The sequence below is a fragment of the Roseomonas sp. FDAARGOS_362 genome (assembly GCF_002754815.1).
GTDB lineage: Bacteria > Pseudomonadota > Alphaproteobacteria > Acetobacterales > Acetobacteraceae > Roseomonas > Roseomonas mucosa.
Map to the genome: position 1 here is coordinate 126,040 of NZ_CP024582.1, position 15,820 is coordinate 141,859.

Consider the following 15,820-nt stretch of genomic DNA (forward strand, 5'->3'; position numbering starts at 1 on the left):
TTATGAAACGGGTTCTTAGCCGGCTCACCATTGCCTACATGACCCTGTGCTTCGTGAGCGTCGTGGTCTTCGGTATGCTGCCGAGGTCGACGATCGCGCTTCTCTCGGGAGCATTCGCGATCGGCTTCTTCATGAATGGCGTGATCGTCGGACTTTATGCCCTGGTACCGACGGTTTATCCGCCTACGGTACGTGCAACAGGGGCCGGACTGGCGCTCGGGTGTGGACGGCTAGGCGCGACGGTTGGCCCGTTCCTGGCAGGCATGCTTATCGCGGGCGGATGGTCCCCCCTCACCTATTTCGCGGTTATGGCGCTGCCGATGCTACTTGCAGCCGTCGTCATCAGCCGTATTGCCGCAAGCCCCGTCCATGTGGCGAAGGTAACCACTGCACCGGAGGCCGCTATGGCGCTGCCGATGCTACTTGCAGCCGTCGTCATCAGCCGTATTGCCGCAAGCCCCGTCCATGTGGCGAAGGTAACCACTGCACCGGAGGCCGCTTTCGGAGACCTTTGAACAGTCGCCACTGGCCACACAGGATGGCAGCTGACCGTCAAGTTGGTGGTGCCACCATGAAAGCTTGGCGCCTTGGGGCAACATGCGTGCGCGGGTTGCCCTAGGTCTGGAGGAATGGAGCCAGTGCCTTCCATACCGTCTAGCCAGTGTGGAGATCGGGAGCGGGATGAACAACCGCACCGGGTTTGTCGCAGGCTCTAAACTCCGAAAAAATGATGCAACGACAAGGAAGGTGATAGCGAACCGCTCATCACATCAGACAAGCTCATCCACCCCTTTCACATTCGTGGTACAGAGTGTAGCGGCCTTCAGAGATCAAGCACGAGCCGTGCTGATCGTGCACGTGAAACGCACAAGCACATCCTGTCGTTCCGGGCTTTCTCGGCGTCGGTCAGATACATGTCTTGGTGGTCCGGCGTTCCATCCAGCACCACTGTCAGGCAAGTACCGCAGACTCCTTGTTCGCAGGAAACGTCGACGTTAATACCATCGCGAGCCAGTGCGGCCACGATTGTCTCGTCTGCCGCGACGCTGACAGTCCTTCCTGTACGCCGGGCCTCGACTTCAAACGCGCCTTTGGAGACAGTCTCATCGACTAAGAACCCGTTTCATAACGGCTGAGGCGGGGTGAGCGGCGGGAGTTCTGCGCGTTCGGAGGGTGTCTGACGTCCTTCGAGGTGGCCCATGTGGACCCCTGCCGCCCGCGCGCAGCTTGCGCGCGGCTCCCAGCCTTATGCAACGTGCCTAACCGATGCCGAGTGGGCCCTGGTCGAGCCCTTCTTGCCAAGCCCTGCAAAGACCGGACGACCCCGGTCCTGGCCGATGCGGCGGGTGGTCGATGCGATCCTCTACGTGCTCCGTACCGGCTGCGCCTGGGCGCATCTGCCCCGCGACTTCCCGCCGCCCGGGACCGTGCACCGTTGGTTCCTGCGCCTCTCGCGCCGGGGCACCTTCGAGCGACTGGCGCACGCCCTCATCATGGCCGACCGCGAGCGGGTCGGCCGAGAGGCCTCACCGACAGCGGCGGTGTTGGACGCCCAATCCGTCCGCTCGGGCGGTGTCGGCGTGAAAGGTGTCCGCGGCTACGATGCCGGGAAGAAGGTGACGGGCCGCAAGCGCCACGCCCTGGTGGACACGGACGGTAGGCTCCTGCTCGCCGCCATCTCGCCCGCCTGCCTGCATGACAGCCGAGGGGGTGCGGCCCTCCTGGCCATGTCGCGCCGCCCTTGGCCGTTCCTGGCCCGCTGCTTCGCCGACCGCGCCTACGCCGGTCCGCGGGTCGCCCGAGCCTCCCCCGTCGCCGTTACCATCATCGGCAGCGCACCCGGCCAGAAAGGCTTCGCCGTGCAACCCAGGCGCTGGGTGGTGGAGAGGTCCTTCGCTTGGTTCGGCCGCTGCCGACGCCTCGCTCGCGATCACGAGGCCACCGTCGGTTCCGCCGTCGCCTTCTTCACCCTCGCCGCCGCCATGATCCTCGTCCGGCGTCTGGCTCAGCCGTTATGAAACGGGGTCTCAGAACCCGTTTCATAACGGCTGAGGCGGGGTGAGCGGCGGGAGTTCTGCGCGTTCGGAGGGTGTCTGACGTCCTTCGAGGTGGCCCATGTGGACCCCTGCCGCCCGCGCGCAGCTTGCGCGCGGCTCCCAGCCTTATGCAACGTGCCTAACCGATGCCGAGTGGGCCCTGGTCGAGCCCTTCTTGCCAAGCCCTGCAAAGACCGGACGACCCCGGTCCTGGCCGATGCGGCGGGTGGTTGATGCGATCCTCTACGTGCTCCGTACCGGCTGCGCCTGGGCGCATCTGCCCCGCGACTTCCCGCCGCCCGGGACCGTGCACCGTTGGTTCCTGCGCCTCTCGCGCCGGGGCACCTTCGAGCGACTGGCGCACGCCCTCATCATGGCCGACCGCGAGCGGGTCGGCCGAGAGGCCTCACCGACAGCGGCGGTGTTGGACGCCCAATCCGTCCGCTCGGGCGGTGTCGGCGTGAAAGGTGTCCGCGGCTACGATGCCGGGAAGAAGGTGACGGGCCGCAAGCGCCACGCCCTGGTGGACACGGACGGTAGGCTCCTGCTCGCCGCCATCTCGCCCGCCTGCCTGCATGACAGCCGAGGGGGTGCGGCCCTCCTGGCCATGTCGCGCCGCCCTTGGCCGTTCCTGGCCCGCTGCTTCGCCGACCGCGCCTACGCCGGTCCGCGGGTCGCCCGAGCCTCCCCCGTCGCCGTTACCATCATCGGCAGCGCACCCGGCCAGAAAGGCTTCGCCGTGCAACCCAGGCGCTGGGTGGTGGAGAGGTCCTTCGCTTGGTTCGGCCGCTGCCGACGCCTCGCTCGCGATCCCGAGGCCACCGTCGGTTCCGCCGTCGCCTTCTTCACCCTCGCCGCCGCCATGATCCTCGTCCGGCGTCTGGCTCAGCCGTTATGAAACGGGGTCTCAGCGCCCCAGTATTCGATTCATCGCGGCGAATTGCAGTTTCTTCTGTTTGACGCGGTGCGCGAACGTCTGGGTTCCGACGCGGTCAAGGCGGGTAAACCCGTCAAAGGCTATCGCCAGGACCCCGACAAGGTGACGGTGTTGTTCGAGGATGGTTCCGATCAGGAAGCCGATCTCCTGATCGATGCCGAAGGCCTGCGCTCGAAGGTGCGGGCGCAGATGCATCCGAACGAAGGGCCCGTGTGCTATGAGGGCACGATGATGTTCCGCGGCGCAACCGAGATGGACATGATCGGCGACGGCCGCACGATGGTGATTGCCGGCAATCACGATGTGAAGTTCGTGACCTATCCGATCAGTGAAAAGGCCCGCAAGCAAGGCAAGGCGCTGACCAACTGGGTTGCTGAGGTCCGGGTGGACCGGCCGCGCCATATCCAGGATGCCGACTGGTCCCGGGGCGCCACGCTGGATTACATCACGCCGTTCAAGGGCTTCAGCATGAACGACATGGATCTGGTGGCGATCATGCGGGGCGCGCCTTCGGTGACGGAATTCCCGATGATCGACCGTGACCCGCTGCCGTTCTGGACCGATGGCCGGGTTACGTTGCTGGGTGATGCCGCTCATCCAATGTATCCGATCGGCGCCAATGGTGCCAGTCAGGCAATCATCGACGGCCGCGTCCTGGCCGATAGCCTGGCGGCCGATCCAGGTCCGGGCGGGCTCCAGGCCTATGAGGCCGAGCGCAGGCCAGTGGCCACGAATGTCGTGCTGATGAACCGCAAGGGCGGTCCCGAGCAGGTTCTGGACATCGCCGATGCCATCGTCAAAGGCCCCGATGACCGGATCGAGGATCTGATCGCCGCGGAAGAGCTTGAGCGGGTCGCCGCCAGTTACCGGGCAACTGCCGGATTCCAGAGGCGGGCTGTTTAGGTCATGCCGGTCTTTCATGCGGGTTTCGCGCAGGGAGGCGCCCCGGTGCGCGTCCATTTTGGCCGCGGTGCGCGCCGGTCCCTGGATCGGGAACTGGATGCTCTATCCTTGTCGCGTGCATTCGTGCTGACCACCCCTCAGCAGGTCCGCGAAGGAGAGGACATTGTCCAGACACTGGGCCGGCGCGCCGTGGGCCTGTTCACCAACGCGACGATGCACACGCCAGTCGATGTCACGGAGGCCGCCCTCAAGCAGGTCGCGGCAAGTGAGGCGGATTGCGTCGTCGCTGTTGGCGGCGGCTCGACCATCGGGCTGGGCAAGGCCATCGCGCTGCGGACAGACCTGCCACAAATCGTATTGCCCAGCACCTATGCCGGATCCGAGGCGACACCGGTGCTGGGTCAGACCGAGAACGGTGTGAAAACCACGTTGAGGTCGGAGAAAGTCCAGCCCGAGGTCATCATCTATGACCCGGAACTGGTCGCCACGTTGCCTGTGTCTATGACTGTTACCAGCGGGCTGAATGCAATGGCCCACGCCGTCGAAGGGCTCTATGCCCATGACGCCAACCGGCTCTCCAGTGCCTTGGCGGTCGAAGGCATCCGTGCCTTTGTCTCCGGTCTGCCTGGGGTGGTCACGGCGCCAGACAATCTGGCCGCCCGCGAAGACACGCTGTTCGGCGCCTGGCTATGTGGAACGGTGCTGGCCCAGGTCGGCATGGCCCTGCATCATAAACTATGTCACACACTGGGCGGCACGCTGAACCTGCCTCATGCCGAGACCCATGCCATAGTCCTGCCTCATGCCATCGCGTACAACGAGGTGGCCGCCGCTGAGGTGCTGCAACCGGTCGCCCGGCTTCTGGACAGCGGCAGTGCAGCCGGTGGCCTTTATGACTTCGCTCAGCGCATGGGCGCTCCGCTGGCGCTGAGGTCGCTCGGCGTGACCGAGGCCGATCTGGACAATGTGGCGGATCTGGCCGTGCTTACGCCCTACTCGAACCCGCGCCGGATCGAACGCAATGGTGTTCGCCAGCTTCTGCAAGATGCCTGGCTGGGCCGCCGTCCCTTCAGCTCCTGAGGTTTTCCGATGATCCCTTATTTCAACGAGGAAGGATCAGCCGATGCGGTCAATGGCCGCATGGGTCCTGACGTTGACCCGCGCCTGGCCGAGATCTTCACCGCGCTGGTCAGGCATCTGCACGCCTTTGCAAAGGAAGTGCACCTCACGCAGGAAGAATGGGAAGCCGGCATCGCATTCCTGACCCGAACCGGTCAGATCTGCTCTGAGGAGAGGCAGGAATTCATCCTGTTGTCGGATACATTAGGCTTGTCGATGCTGGTCGATGCGATCAACAACCGCCGCCCGCTTGGCGCGACTGAGAACACCGTGTTTGGCCCATTTCATGTCGATGGTGCGCCGGTTCGCCAGATGGGCGCTTCGATCTCACTGGACGGCAAAGGCGAAAGCTGCCTCTACGAAGGCCGTGTCATTGATCTGAATGGCGAACCTATCGACGGCGCGACCGTGGATGTCTGGTCGGACAACGCGGAAGGCTTCTATGATGTGCAACAACCCGGCATTCAACCGAAATGGAACAATCGTGGCAGGTTCGTCACCGGTTCCGACGGGAAATACAGCTTTGTTGGCATAAAGCCAGTCAGCTATCCAATCCCCGATGATGGGCCTGTCGGCAAGATGCTCAGTCATCTAGGACGTCATCCCTATCGTCCTGCCCATATGCACTACATGGTGACAGCGCCAGGGTTCCGAAAGATTGTGACCCATATCTTTGTTGACGGCGATCCTTACCTGGAATCCGACGCTGTGTTTGGGGTTAAGAAAACGCTGATAGCGTCGTTTGAACCCATCCAGGGTGATATCGCCTGGCGGTCACCATTCGACTTCGTGATGGTGCCGGAAGATCATCGTTCTTAAGTAGTCGGCCTTGAATAACTCGTAAGGCACTGATCTAGCTGTGAGATTTTCCGGGCTCGGCGACCTGGATTTGCAGGGTTCGATTGTTTTCGACGACAAACCCTGCGAATCTTGTGGGCATGAAGCACCGCCCGCGCCCGCCGGAACAGGCCGATCTGCTGCGGCCGCGGCTGGTCGACATGATCGATGGGCGGCACGAACTGGTGCGGCTGGCGGCGCTGATCGACTGGTCCTGGTTCGAGCGGGAATGGGCCGGCTTCTTCCCCGCCGCTGAGGGACGGCCGGCCACGCATCCGCGTCTGGTCGCCGGGCTGATGTACCTCCAGCACGCCCATGGCCTCTCCGACGAGGCGGTGCTCGCGCGCTGGGTGGAGAACCCGTACTTCCAGCACTTCACGGGTGAGACCTTCTTCCAGCACCGTGCGCCCATCCATCCCTCCTCTCTCAGCCGCTGGCGCGGTCGCATCGGTGAGGAAGGTGTCGAGTGGTTGCTGACCAGGACGATCGAGGCGGCTCAGGCTTCGGGAGCTGTGACGTCGAACAGCTTGGCCGAGATCGCAGTGGACACCACAGTGATGGAGAAGGCCATCGCCCATCCGACCGACAGCCGCCTCTATGAGCGGGCCCGCCACTCGCTGGTGACGCTGGCGCACAAGGCCGGGATCGCCCTGCGCCAGAACTACAATCGCCTGGCGCCGCGCCTGGCCGGCCAGGTGGGGCGCTACGCCCACGCCCGGCAGTTCCGCCGCATGCGCAAGGCGTTGCGCACGCTCAAGGGCTACACCGGCCGCATCCTGCGCGATGTTGAACGCAAGCTCGGCGCCGTCCCTGACGGGCCACTGCGGGCGCGCATCGAGCAGCGCATCGCCCTCGTCACCCGCCTGCTGCTCCAGACACCGAAGTCGTCCCGCAAGCTCTACGCCCTGCACGAGCCCGAGGTGGACTGCATCGCCAAGGGCAAGGCGCGGGTGCGCTACGAGTTCGGCACGAAGGTCAGCATCGCCACCACCCTCGCCGGTGGCTTCGTCGTCGGCATGCGCAGCCAGCCCGGCAATCCCTACGACGGCCACACCCTCGCCGACGCCCTCCAGCAGGTCGAGACCCTCACCGGCCAGCGTCCCAGCCTCGCCGTGGTCGATCGCGGCTACCGCGGCCATGGCGTCACGGCAACCAGGGTGCTCGTCAGCGGCACCAGCCGCGGCCTCACGCCCCGCCTGCGCCGGCTGCTCCGCCGCCGCAGCGCCATCGAGCCCGAGATCGGCCACATGAAGACCGATGGCCGCCTCGCCCGCTGCGCCCTCAAGGGCACGCTCGGCGATGCTCTCTACGCCGTCCTCTGCGGCTGCGGCCACAACATCCGCAAGATCCTCGCCCACCTCAGGGCCCTTTTGGCCGCTCTCCTCGCCGCCCTCCGACAGGCAATCCTCACCCCGATCAGCCAAGCCAGCGTCCCGACAGGCCGCACCCTGCTCGCAGGGGCGACAGCCTGAAGACGTTGTTCAAGGCCGACTAAGTATTCGTTCTCGGAGAAAAATATGTAGCTGGGATTGAACAGTTCCCGATGCGTTGATCCGTTCGTGAGGTTCGTCGGACCCGTGTTCTGGTATTCCAGGGCCTGTTGGAATGGAGCGTTTTTCCTGCGCTTCTGGTGGGTGTGAAGCAAAGCCCGTGCCCATCAGCTGCGCTACGCCGTTTCGCCATATTCACAGCCGGTATGAAGGCATATTGCAAGATCCGCCCTGGCAAGATTTTCTCGCCGCTGCGGCCTCGACACCGCCGGTCGGCTCAGTCACGGCGCTGCGCAAGACATCCCACCTTGTCTGCGCCTTCATCTGCCTCTGCCAGGCCCCTATCGGTTCACGCTGACCTGATACTGGAATGCGTCGGCCCTATAATAGAGCTGCTCAGCATCAATCGGCGTGCCGTTCGCATCGTGCGTCAGCCGCTCGATCCGTAGGAGTGGAGCCCCTTCCACCACTTCCAGCAGCGTGGTGTGAGGGAGGGTTGCGGCGATGGCACCGATGACGAGATCCGCCCGCCCCAGCCGCACGCCGAGATCCCCTTCCAGCATCGCGAAGACGTCGCGCCCTTCCAGATCCATTCCAGCCAGCCGTCGGCCGAGCTCTACAGGTAGCCAGGTGTCTTCCACCGAAAGCGGCTCGCCATCGAGCAGCCGGAGACGCCGGATGGATGTCACTGGAGCGCCCTCCGGCAAGCGCAGCCACTCGGCACTATCGGCCTTCGCGGGTTCCTCGCGCACGTGGAGAACACGGTTACGGATGCTCCTCCCCTTCGCGGCCATGGCCTCGGACAAACCTTGCAAACTATGGAGAGGCTGCACCGCACGAGGGCGTGCGACGAACCAGCCTTTGCCGGGCACCACGAAAGCCAAGCCTTCCCGTGCCAACTCCCCCACGGCCCGTCGCACGGTGATGCGGGACACGGAGAAGCGCGACTGCAGAGCCGCCTCGGAGGGCAGGCGGTCGAAGGTCCTCAGCCGTCCGGCGGCAATATCCGCTCGCAGGGCGTCCCGGATCACGTCGTAGAGCGGCCTTGGGTAATCCGAACCATCGTCCGCTTCTTTTCTCATCACATCGCCTTTTTCCTATGCGGAGACCTTACCGCGAGGGGATATTTTTGCCCCACTGATCACATATCCTCTTACTATGACGAGATATGACTAGTTATAACAAGGTGCTTATCCAGCGAAAACGGAGCTTCACTTGATCAGGATGCTAGGCCGCGCCGGCCGCGTGCCCGCCGCCCTCGCAGGCATCGTACTCCTCTGGTGGGTCCTCAGTGCTCTGCCGGGCGTGAACCCCGTTTTCCTGCCGAGCCCGCCCGTCGTCACCGCGGCTTTTGTCGAGCTGTGGACGGACGGAACGCTTCTCGGCGATCTGCGCGTCTCGCTCGGCCGGGCGGCCATCGGCTTTGCCATCGGCGCCACGCTGGGCGTGTTGGTGGGGCTGCTGACATCACGCACTCGCCTGATCGGCCATGCCGTGACGCCCATGCTGATGCTGCTGCGCCCCATCCCCGCCATCGCCCTCGTGCCGCTGGCCATCGTCTGGTTCGGCATCGGGGAGGGATCGAAGCACTTCGTGATCGCCTATACCGTTTTCCTCGCCGTCTGGCTCAGCACGCATCACGGCGCCTCTTCCGTCGCGGGGACCTATATCCGCGCATCCCGTTCGCTGGGGGCAGGCCGTCTGCGGGAGTTCTTCGAGGTCGTGGTGCCTGCCGCCGCGCCGCATATCGTCGCGGGGCTGCGCATGGGGGCCGCGCTGGCTTTTCTCTCCCTGGTTGCGGCGGAGCTGACCGGCGCCTCCTCCGGCATTGGCTTCCGCATTCAGGAGGCCCGCCAGTTCATGCAGACCGACGTGATGTTCGTGAACCTCATCCTCCTCGGTGTGCTCGGCGCGGCGCTGGATGCGGCCTTCGTCGCCGCCAGCCGCCGCCTCGTGCACTGGGAGGTCATGTGAGCACCACCCTTTCCACCGGAGCGGTCCGCGCGACCGCGGCCGAGATCCGCTTCATGGGCCGGCGCGGGCCTGTACAGGCCCTCGCCCCCACGGAACTGGTCCTTGAGCCCGGCTCCTTCACCGCGCTTATCGGGCCGTCCGGCTGCGGCAAGTCCACCCTGCTCAACGCCATCGCCGGCTTTGTGCCGCTGTCCGGTGGCGCGGTGACGGTGGATGGCCGCCCCATCCGCGGCCCGAGCCCCGAGGTCGGCGTCGTCTTCCAGCAATACGCGCTGTTCCCCTGGTTCACCGCGCGCGGGAACGTGGAATTCGCCCTCAGGCGGCTTGGCCATTCCGCCGCCAGGCGCCGTCAGGCGGCGGAGGCCGCGCTGGCAGAGGTCGGCCTCGCCGGACGGGGGGATTCCTACCCAGGGCAGCTTTCGGGCGGCATGAAGCAGCGCGTGGCGCTGGCCCGCACCCTGGCGGCGCGGCCCCGGGTTCTGCTGATGGACGAGCCCTTCGGCGCCCTGGATGCCCAGACCCGGGCCTCGATGCACGAACTGCTGCTCGGCGTCTGGCGGGCGCACCGTACCACCGTGCTCTTCGTCACGCACGACGTGGACGAGGCGCTGGTGCTGGCGGATCGCGTCCATGTCATGGCCGCCGGCCCCGGCCGGATCGTCGAGACGATAGAGCTGGGCGATCGCGCCGCCCGCGCCGGCGCCGAGGTGGGCCCCGAGTACCTCGCCCAGCGCAATCGCATCATGGGCCTCCTGCGCCACGCACCGGCGGCCGAGGCCGCCTGACCCCTGTCTTTCTATGGACCGACCGATGACCCGCGTCACCCGCCGCGCCTTTGCCGGCGCCCTCCTCCTCGCTCCCGCAATCATGCCCAGCCTGGCGCGTGCCCAATCGCCACGCCCTGTCCGGATCGGCGGCGGCCTCTCCGTGGAGGCACCGCAATTTGCCCTGGCACAGGAGCGCGACCTGTTCGGGGCGGCGGGTCTTGCTCCGGCTGTCACCAACTTCCCCACTGGGCGCGAGGCCTTCGAGGCACTGATCGGCGGCCAAGTCGACCTTGCGATGATGGCGGAGCTTCCCGTCGTGGTCGGAGCACTGCGCGCGCAGAAGTTCGGCGTGGTCGGCACGCTGTCCCGCTACAGGGGCATGCGCATCGTCACGAAGAAGCAGGGCGGCACGGCGCCCATGCTCGCCACGCTGGCGGGCCGGAAATTCGGCGTCACGCTCGGCACCAACACGCATTTCATGCTGATGTCGGAACTGGCCACGGCCGGCATCCAGGCCGAGATCGTCAATATCGGGCCGGCCGATCTCATTGCGGCGCTCGCGCGCGGCGATGTGGATGCGGCAGCCCCCTTCCCGAACGCCTATGCCGGCACGCGCCGTGCGCTGGGTGCCGACTATGCTGAGATCCCTGTCAGGTCCTATCAACCGACCTACCTTCTCGTCGCCTCCGAGGCCTTCGTCCGGGACGTCGACGTGACGGGCCGCTTTCTGTCAGCGCTGCTCAAGGCCGAGGCGGCCATGGCCACCGAAACCGAGGCGGCCCAGGCAGCGGCCGCGCGGCTGGCGGGCCGGGCGCAGAACCTTGAGGCTGTGCGCGCGGCTTGGCCCGATTACGACGCCCGAATCAGCCTCGACCGGCCGTTGCTCGATCTGATGGAACGCGAGGGCCGTTGGCTGGCCGAGACCGGGGCCGCGCGCGGCGCCTCCACCGAGCCCGCCGTCTTCCGTGCGGCGATCGCGGAGGCGCCACTGCGCGCCGTCATGCCTGACCGTGTGACCCTGGACTGATCGATGCGCACCCTTTCCCCCGAGATCCTGGCCGCCTCCCGCCTGCTGCTGCGGCCAGGCCAGGCCCTGCTGCCCGAAGGTTTCGCGCGCGACGTCGCCGTCCTGGTGGAGCACGGCCGCTTCACCGCGGTCGGCCCGGCTCCGGCGATCCTCGCCGCGAACGCGGATCTCGCTCCGATCGACCTGCCGGATCACGCGCTGATGCCGGGCTTCATCGATGCGCATCATCACCTGACCCAGGCCATTGGCAAGTCGCTCGCCTTCGGTGAACCCTCCGAGATCTTCCGCCGCATCTGGGTGCCGATGGAATCGCACCTGGGCGGGGAAATGGCGGGGCTCTCCGCGAAGCTCGCGGCCCTGGAGGCGCTGCGAGGCGGTTTCACGACCGTGGTGGATGCCGGGACCCGGCATGAAGGCGACCTCGACCCCATCGCCGACGCGGTGCGGGGGGCCGGGCTACGCACCGTGCTCGGCCTGATCTGCAACGACGCAACCGGGCCGGAACCTGCCGATCCGGCCCCGATCCTCGCACGTGCGGAACGCCACCTTGCCCGCTGGGCCTCGGACGGGCTGGTTCATCCGTCCCTCGCCATCTCGATCCCGGAGGTGGCGACGGATGCCATGCTGCACAGGGTCGCCTCCCTCTGCGCCGAGGCCGGCGTGCCGTTCCAGACCCATGCCAACGAGCACCTCGTCGCCGTGGAGCGCTCCCTCGTCGCACGCGGGCTGCGGCCGGTGGAGCACCTGCAGGCGACCGGCGCGCTGAACGCGGCCGCACTCCTGGCGCACGTGACTCTGGTCACGCCGCGCGAGCTGGGGCTGCTGCGCGACAGCGGTGCCACGGTGGCCTACTGCCCTGTCGCCTCGCAATGGAAGGGGAATGCCGTCGCGCCCGCCACGGCCATGCTGGAGATGGGCATAGGTCTGGCGCTGGGCACCGACGCCACCCGCAGCGATGCGTTCCGCCTGCTCGATGCGGCAGAGGCCTCGCAGCGCCTCGCCTATGGCATCCCGCAGGGCGATTTCTCCTGCGGCGGCGGCTGGCCGTGGATGGTCCATGCCACGGCGGCCTCCGCGGACGCGCTCGGCCTCGGCGCCGTTACCGGCCGCATCGCGCCGGGCCTCGCGGCCGACTTCCTGCTGGTGGACCTCGCCGTGCCGGAGCTCGTGCCGTCACGGGACCTGATGTGGGAGCTGACCCGCTTCGGCAACCGCGACCAGATCGAGGCCGTCTTCGTGGCGGGCCGCCTCCGGCTCTGGCGCGGATGGCCATTGGACTGGGATGCACGTGCCACCATGCGCGAGGTGGCGGCCCGCGCGGAAGCCACGATCGCCGGTTCGCCGATCGTCAAGATCCATCCGGATTCGGCGAGCCACCGCATCGCGTCGGCCGGCTGACCGGCGCCACCAACCAGGGATCGTCATGTTTCTCATCATGGCCTGTATGGCGCTGGTCGCGGCCGGCGCCGCGATCCAGGTCGCGGTCGGTGCCGGCCTCAGCATCGTTTGCGGAGCCGCGCTCTTCCTGTGGCTTGGCACCGCCGTCGGCGTACCGGTCCTCTTGCTGCTCAACCTCCTCGTGTCCCTGGTGGCCACGGCTCTGGGTGGGGTGCGGTTGCGCTGGGGGGATGTGGCCCTGTCATCGGGCTCCATCCTGCTGGGCTGTGCGGCAGCGGCCGTCCTGCCGTCCATCCCGGAGGCTGCGCTGAAGGGAATAACGGCCGCTGTCCTGCTTCTCGCTGCGCTGCCGCGCCCGGCCGCACCCGTCACCGTCCCCGGATCCGATAAGGGCTGGGCGGGGATCGCCGGGGCCGGCATCGTGACAGGGATGCTCACCCTGTGGACCGCCAGTCCCGGTCCGGTGACTCCCGTCGCGCTGGCCCGCGCGGGACGCTCCGGCGACGAGGTACGGCGTGTCATGCAGCCGGTTTCCTGCGTGGGGTATGGCGTGGCCCTCGCAGTCGCCGGCCTGCCCACCACCAGCGCCACGGGAGCTGGCATTCTGTGGAGCCTGATCACCGCCTGTCTGGCCGGGGCAGGCTGCGGCTTCATGCTGCGGCCCAGGATCGAGCCGGGTCGCGTTGTCAAGCTGATCCGCCTGATCGCGGTGGCCGCCGCCGCACTGCTTCTGCTTTCCCTGCGAAGCTGACAGCAGCTTTTCAGCACAAGCGACCGGTACCTTCCCCAGCGGCCCGGCCCTGAGACCCCGTTTCATAACGGCTGAGCCAGACGCCGGACGAGGATCATGGCGGCGGCGAGGGTGAAGAAGGCGACGGCGGAACCGACGGTGGCCTCGTGATCGCGAGCGAGGCGTCGGCAGCGGCCGAACCAAGCGAAGGACCTCTCCACCACCCAGCGCCTGGGTTGCACGGCGAAGCCTTTCTGGCCGGGTGCGCTGCCGATGATGGTAACGGCGACGGGGGAGGCTCGGGCGACCCGCGGACCGGCGTAGGCGCGGTCGGCGAAGCAGCGGGCCAGGAACGGCCAAGGGCGGCGCGACATGGCCAGGAGGGCCGCACCCCCTCGGCTGTCATGCAGGCAGGCGGGCGAGATGGCGGCGAGCAGGAGCCTACCGTCCGTGTCCACCAGGGCGTGGCGCTTGCGGCCCGTCACCTTCTTCCCGGCATCGTAGCCGCGGACACCTTTCACGCCGACACCGCCCGAGCGGACGGATTGGGCGTCCAACACCGCCGCTGTCGGTGAGGCCTCTCGGCCGACCCGCTCGCGGTCGGCCATGATGAGGGCGTGCGCCAGTCGCTCGAAGGTGCCCCGGCGCGAGAGGCGCAGGAACCAACGGTGCACGGTCCCGGGCGGCGGGAAGTCGCGGGGCAGATGCGCCCAGGCGCAGCCGGTACGGAGCACGTAGAGGATCGCATCGACCACCCGCCGCATCGGCCAGGACCGGGGTCGTCCGGTCTTTGCAGGGCTTGGCAAGAAGGGCTCGACCAGGGCCCACTCGGCATCGGTTAGGCACGTTGCATAAGGCTGGGAGCCGCGCGCAAGCTGCGCGCGGGCGGCAGGGGTCCACATGGGCCACCTCGAAGGACGTCAGACACCCTCCGAACGCGCAGAACTCCCGCCGCTCACCCCGCCTCAGCCGTTATGAAACGGGTTCTGATAGGCAGAACGCACCCTCAAGGCGGCGTTGCTGGACGGAGGCTCCTCCTGCATGAACCAGCCGGGGCTGACCACGACCGACTGCCCGGTCAGCGCATTGGCCGGGAAGCCGGACAGGAACACCACGGTCTGGGCCACGTTGTCCACTGTGGTGAACCGCCGCCCACCGTGTCCTTCAGCATCACCTTGTGCATGACGTCATCGTCGCTGATGTACCTGCTTCGGGATCTGCTTCTCCGCCAGTGGCGCACGCACGAAGCCTGGGCAGATGACGTTGAAGCGCACGTCATGCGTCGCCCTCCGGTGCTTCATGCCGTCTCACCCGGCAACCCTGCTTGCAGCGGATGAGAACATTCAAGCACAACGCCATGGATTTCCCGGTACGATTCGATTACGAATCAAACTGCCGCCCCGAGGAGAAGCGGGCGACGGAGGAAACAACCGTGCCCACCTATTATGGCGACACCACCGGCACCCTGTCCGGCTCTCAGTCCGGGGGAGCCCAGATCCTGCGCGGCGGCCTCGAACCGATAGATCCTTACACCGGTCGCTACAACGACCAGTTGTATGGCGACGCCCAGGCCTTGGCTGGCCATGCCCGCGGCGGCAATGACATCATCTACGGCGTCAGCGCGAGCTACTCGACCGAACTCATCGCTGGCGACGCCGCCACGATGGATGGCTCCAGCCGCGGCGGCAACGACACCATTTTCGGTGGCTTCGGCTCCCACCTCAGCATCACGATCGTGGGCGACGCGCTGGAGCTGCACGGCGCATCCCGTGGGGGTAACGACCTGATCTACCCTGGCTCGAACGGTGCGTCAGGCGGTGGCTTCGTCGCCGGCGATGCGCGGACCATGGATGGCACCACGCGCGGCGGCGACGATACCATCATCGGCGGCGGCATCGGGATGGCACTTTACGGCGACGCCTCGATCCTCAGCGGCCACGCCCGTGGCGGAAATGACCACTTCCGGCTCTCGGATGGCGCTCAGAGCCTTTATGCTTATGGCGACGGCCGGCTGACCGAACACGCACGCGGCGGCGACGACGTGATCGTGGGCGGGAGCAACGCCCCTTACGTCATGATGTATGGCGATGGAGCCCTGTCCGACCAAGCGAGGGGCGGCAATGACATCCTGATCGCCGGCAGCAACTCCTTCGAGATCATGTGGGGCGACGGGCCGAAGACTGGCACCACCAGAGGTGGCAGCGATACGTTCGTCTTCGCCACCGGTAGCGGTCGCGACCAGATCATGGATTTCGAGCAAGGCAAGGACCACATCGACCTGACCGGCTATGCCAGCCAAGGCATCCACGGTTTTGCCGACCTCACGCTCGTGGCAGGCGCCGTCATCGGGGATTCGGATCCTAACGCCACCTCCATTCAGTTCTCCACCAGCAGCGTGGTGGTCGTGCACGGTGTGCCTCACCTCACGGCAACGGATTTTCTTTTCGCCTGACTGATCGTCGCCATTGCGGTAGCCGTTTCCCGATCATCCGCATGGTGAAATGGCGCTCGCCCGCGTCCTGGGGACGCGGACGAGCAGGTGACATGAACGCCTGATCAACCGATCCGGGGTGAAGGGGAAGCTGTCGCGATCCTGCGCCAT

16 protein-coding genes and 1 pseudogene are annotated in these 15,820 nt (G+C 66.6%); 13 read left to right on the forward strand and 4 right to left on the reverse strand.

What is annotated here, in order from left to right; translation table 11 throughout:
* The first annotated feature begins 53 nt into the window (after positions 1-53).
* Entirely contained in the window at positions 54-515 is a 462-nt protein-coding gene (locus tag CTJ15_RS00555) for a hypothetical protein (RefSeq protein WP_369923296.1), read from the forward strand.
* A gap of 308 nt (positions 516-823) precedes the next feature.
* Here the strand turns inward: CTJ15_RS00555 and CTJ15_RS00560 are convergent, their stop codons facing one another.
* Entirely contained in the window at positions 824-1,024 is a 201-nt protein-coding gene (locus CTJ15_RS00560) for a 2Fe-2S iron-sulfur cluster binding domain-containing protein (RefSeq protein WP_237719389.1), read from the reverse strand.
* A gap of 175 nt (positions 1,025-1,199) precedes the next feature.
* Between CTJ15_RS00560 and CTJ15_RS00565 the strand changes: the two genes are divergently transcribed.
* From CTJ15_RS00565 to CTJ15_RS00590, 6 genes are all read left to right on the forward strand, one after another.
* Positions 1,200-2,018 carry an IS5 family transposase gene (locus CTJ15_RS00565; protein WP_099780839.1) on the forward strand — a complete coding sequence of 273 codons (819 nt, stop codon included), beginning with the start codon at positions 1,200-1,202 and terminating at the stop codon, positions 2,016-2,018.
* A gap of 97 nt (positions 2,019-2,115) precedes the next feature.
* Entirely contained in the window at positions 2,116-2,934 is an 819-nt protein-coding gene (locus tag CTJ15_RS00570; protein WP_099780842.1) for an IS5 family transposase, read from the forward strand.
* A gap of 42 nt (positions 2,935-2,976) precedes the next feature.
* Positions 2,977-3,876 (forward strand): FAD-dependent monooxygenase, encoded by a 900-nt coding sequence (locus CTJ15_RS00575; protein WP_193009544.1) that lies wholly within the window; start codon positions 2,977-2,979, stop codon positions 3,874-3,876.
* Between the two features lie 3 nt (positions 3,877-3,879).
* Entirely contained in the window at positions 3,880-4,956 is a 1,077-nt protein-coding gene (locus CTJ15_RS00580) for a maleylacetate reductase (RefSeq protein ID WP_075821236.1), read from the forward strand.
* 9 nt (positions 4,957-4,965) lie between these two features.
* Complete coding sequence (locus tag CTJ15_RS00585) at positions 4,966-5,814, forward strand: intradiol ring-cleavage dioxygenase (RefSeq protein ID WP_075821235.1); 849 nt, start codon at positions 4,966-4,968, stop codon at positions 5,812-5,814.
* Positions 5,815-5,933: 119 nt separating this feature from the next.
* The gene (locus CTJ15_RS00590; protein ID WP_226945876.1) at positions 5,934-7,304 is read left to right on the forward strand and encodes an IS5 family transposase; all 1,371 of its coding nucleotides are present in this window, start codon (positions 5,934-5,936) and stop codon (positions 7,302-7,304) included.
* A gap of 359 nt (positions 7,305-7,663) precedes the next feature.
* Here CTJ15_RS00590 and CTJ15_RS00595 read toward each other — a convergent pair whose 3' ends face one another.
* Complete coding sequence (locus CTJ15_RS00595) at positions 7,664-8,404, reverse strand: GntR family transcriptional regulator (RefSeq protein WP_019462059.1); 741 nt, start codon at positions 8,402-8,404, stop codon at positions 7,664-7,666.
* A gap of 142 nt (positions 8,405-8,546) precedes the next feature.
* Between CTJ15_RS00595 and CTJ15_RS00600 the strand changes: the two genes are divergently transcribed.
* From CTJ15_RS00600 to CTJ15_RS00620, 5 genes are read left to right on the forward strand one after another with little or no spacing between them, the layout of a single operon-like run.
* Positions 8,547-9,296, forward strand: coding sequence for an ABC transporter permease (locus CTJ15_RS00600; RefSeq protein ID WP_037251574.1), 750 nt, complete (start codon positions 8,547-8,549; stop codon positions 9,294-9,296).
* Positions 9,293-10,081 carry an ABC transporter ATP-binding protein gene (locus CTJ15_RS00605; RefSeq protein ID WP_075821234.1) on the forward strand — a complete coding sequence of 263 codons (789 nt, stop codon included), beginning with the start codon at positions 9,293-9,295 and terminating at the stop codon, positions 10,079-10,081. Before CTJ15_RS00600 ends, CTJ15_RS00605 begins: the two co-directional genes overlap by 4 nt.
* A 25-nt stretch (positions 10,082-10,106) precedes the next feature.
* Positions 10,107-11,090 (forward strand): ABC transporter substrate-binding protein, encoded by a 984-nt coding sequence (locus CTJ15_RS00610; RefSeq protein WP_193009545.1) that lies wholly within the window; start codon positions 10,107-10,109, stop codon positions 11,088-11,090.
* Between the two features lie 3 nt (positions 11,091-11,093).
* The gene (locus CTJ15_RS00615; RefSeq protein WP_099780845.1) at positions 11,094-12,488 is read left to right on the forward strand and encodes an amidohydrolase family protein; all 1,395 of its coding nucleotides are present in this window, start codon (positions 11,094-11,096) and stop codon (positions 12,486-12,488) included.
* Positions 12,489-12,513: 25 nt separating this feature from the next.
* Positions 12,514-13,239, forward strand: coding sequence for a hypothetical protein (locus tag CTJ15_RS00620; protein ID WP_075821231.1), 726 nt, complete (start codon positions 12,514-12,516; stop codon positions 13,237-13,239).
* Positions 13,240-13,301: 62 nt separating this feature from the next.
* Here the strand turns inward: CTJ15_RS00620 and CTJ15_RS00625 are convergent, their stop codons facing one another.
* Positions 13,302-14,120 carry an IS5 family transposase gene (locus tag CTJ15_RS00625; protein ID WP_099780839.1) on the reverse strand — a complete coding sequence of 273 codons (819 nt, stop codon included), beginning with the start codon at positions 14,118-14,120 and terminating at the stop codon, positions 13,302-13,304.
* 135 nt (positions 14,121-14,255) lie between these two features.
* Positions 14,256-14,504, reverse strand: a pseudogene (locus tag CTJ15_RS00630) (SDR family oxidoreductase); the annotation flags it as partial.
* Positions 14,505-14,551: 47 nt separating this feature from the next.
* Here CTJ15_RS00630 and CTJ15_RS00635 point away from each other — a divergent pair.
* Entirely contained in the window at positions 14,552-15,670 is a 1,119-nt protein-coding gene (locus tag CTJ15_RS00635; protein ID WP_151904014.1) for a hypothetical protein, read from the forward strand.
* The last annotated feature ends 150 nt before the right edge of the window (positions 15,671-15,820 follow it).

Excerpts from the sequence above, each read along its gene's own strand:
- CTJ15_RS00565 (WP_099780839.1), top strand. The coding sequence starts at position 1,200 with ATGTGGACCCCTGCCGCCCGCGCGCAGCTTGCGCGCGGCTCCCAGCCT.
- CTJ15_RS00570 (WP_099780842.1), top strand. The coding sequence starts at position 2,116 with ATGTGGACCCCTGCCGCCCGCGCGCAGCTTGCGCGCGGCTCCCAGCCT.
- CTJ15_RS00580 (WP_075821236.1), top strand. The coding sequence starts at position 3,880 with ATGCCGGTCTTTCATGCGGGTTTCGCGCAGGGAGGCGCCCCGGTGCGC.
- CTJ15_RS00585 (WP_075821235.1), top strand. The coding sequence starts at position 4,966 with ATGATCCCTTATTTCAACGAGGAAGGATCAGCCGATGCGGTCAATGGC.
- CTJ15_RS00590 (WP_226945876.1), top strand. The coding sequence starts at position 5,934 with ATGAAGCACCGCCCGCGCCCGCCGGAACAGGCCGATCTGCTGCGGCCG.
- CTJ15_RS00595 (WP_019462059.1), bottom strand. The coding sequence starts at position 8,404 with ATGAGAAAAGAAGCGGACGATGGTTCGGATTACCCAAGGCCGCTCTAC.
- CTJ15_RS00600 (WP_037251574.1), top strand. The coding sequence starts at position 8,547 with ATGCTAGGCCGCGCCGGCCGCGTGCCCGCCGCCCTCGCAGGCATCGTA.
- CTJ15_RS00610 (WP_193009545.1), top strand. The coding sequence starts at position 10,107 with ATGACCCGCGTCACCCGCCGCGCCTTTGCCGGCGCCCTCCTCCTCGCT.
- CTJ15_RS00615 (WP_099780845.1), top strand. The coding sequence starts at position 11,094 with ATGCGCACCCTTTCCCCCGAGATCCTGGCCGCCTCCCGCCTGCTGCTG.
- CTJ15_RS00620 (WP_075821231.1), top strand. The coding sequence starts at position 12,514 with ATGTTTCTCATCATGGCCTGTATGGCGCTGGTCGCGGCCGGCGCCGCG.
- CTJ15_RS00625 (WP_099780839.1), bottom strand. The coding sequence starts at position 14,120 with ATGTGGACCCCTGCCGCCCGCGCGCAGCTTGCGCGCGGCTCCCAGCCT.
- CTJ15_RS00635 (WP_151904014.1), top strand. The coding sequence starts at position 14,552 with ATGAGAACATTCAAGCACAACGCCATGGATTTCCCGGTACGATTCGAT.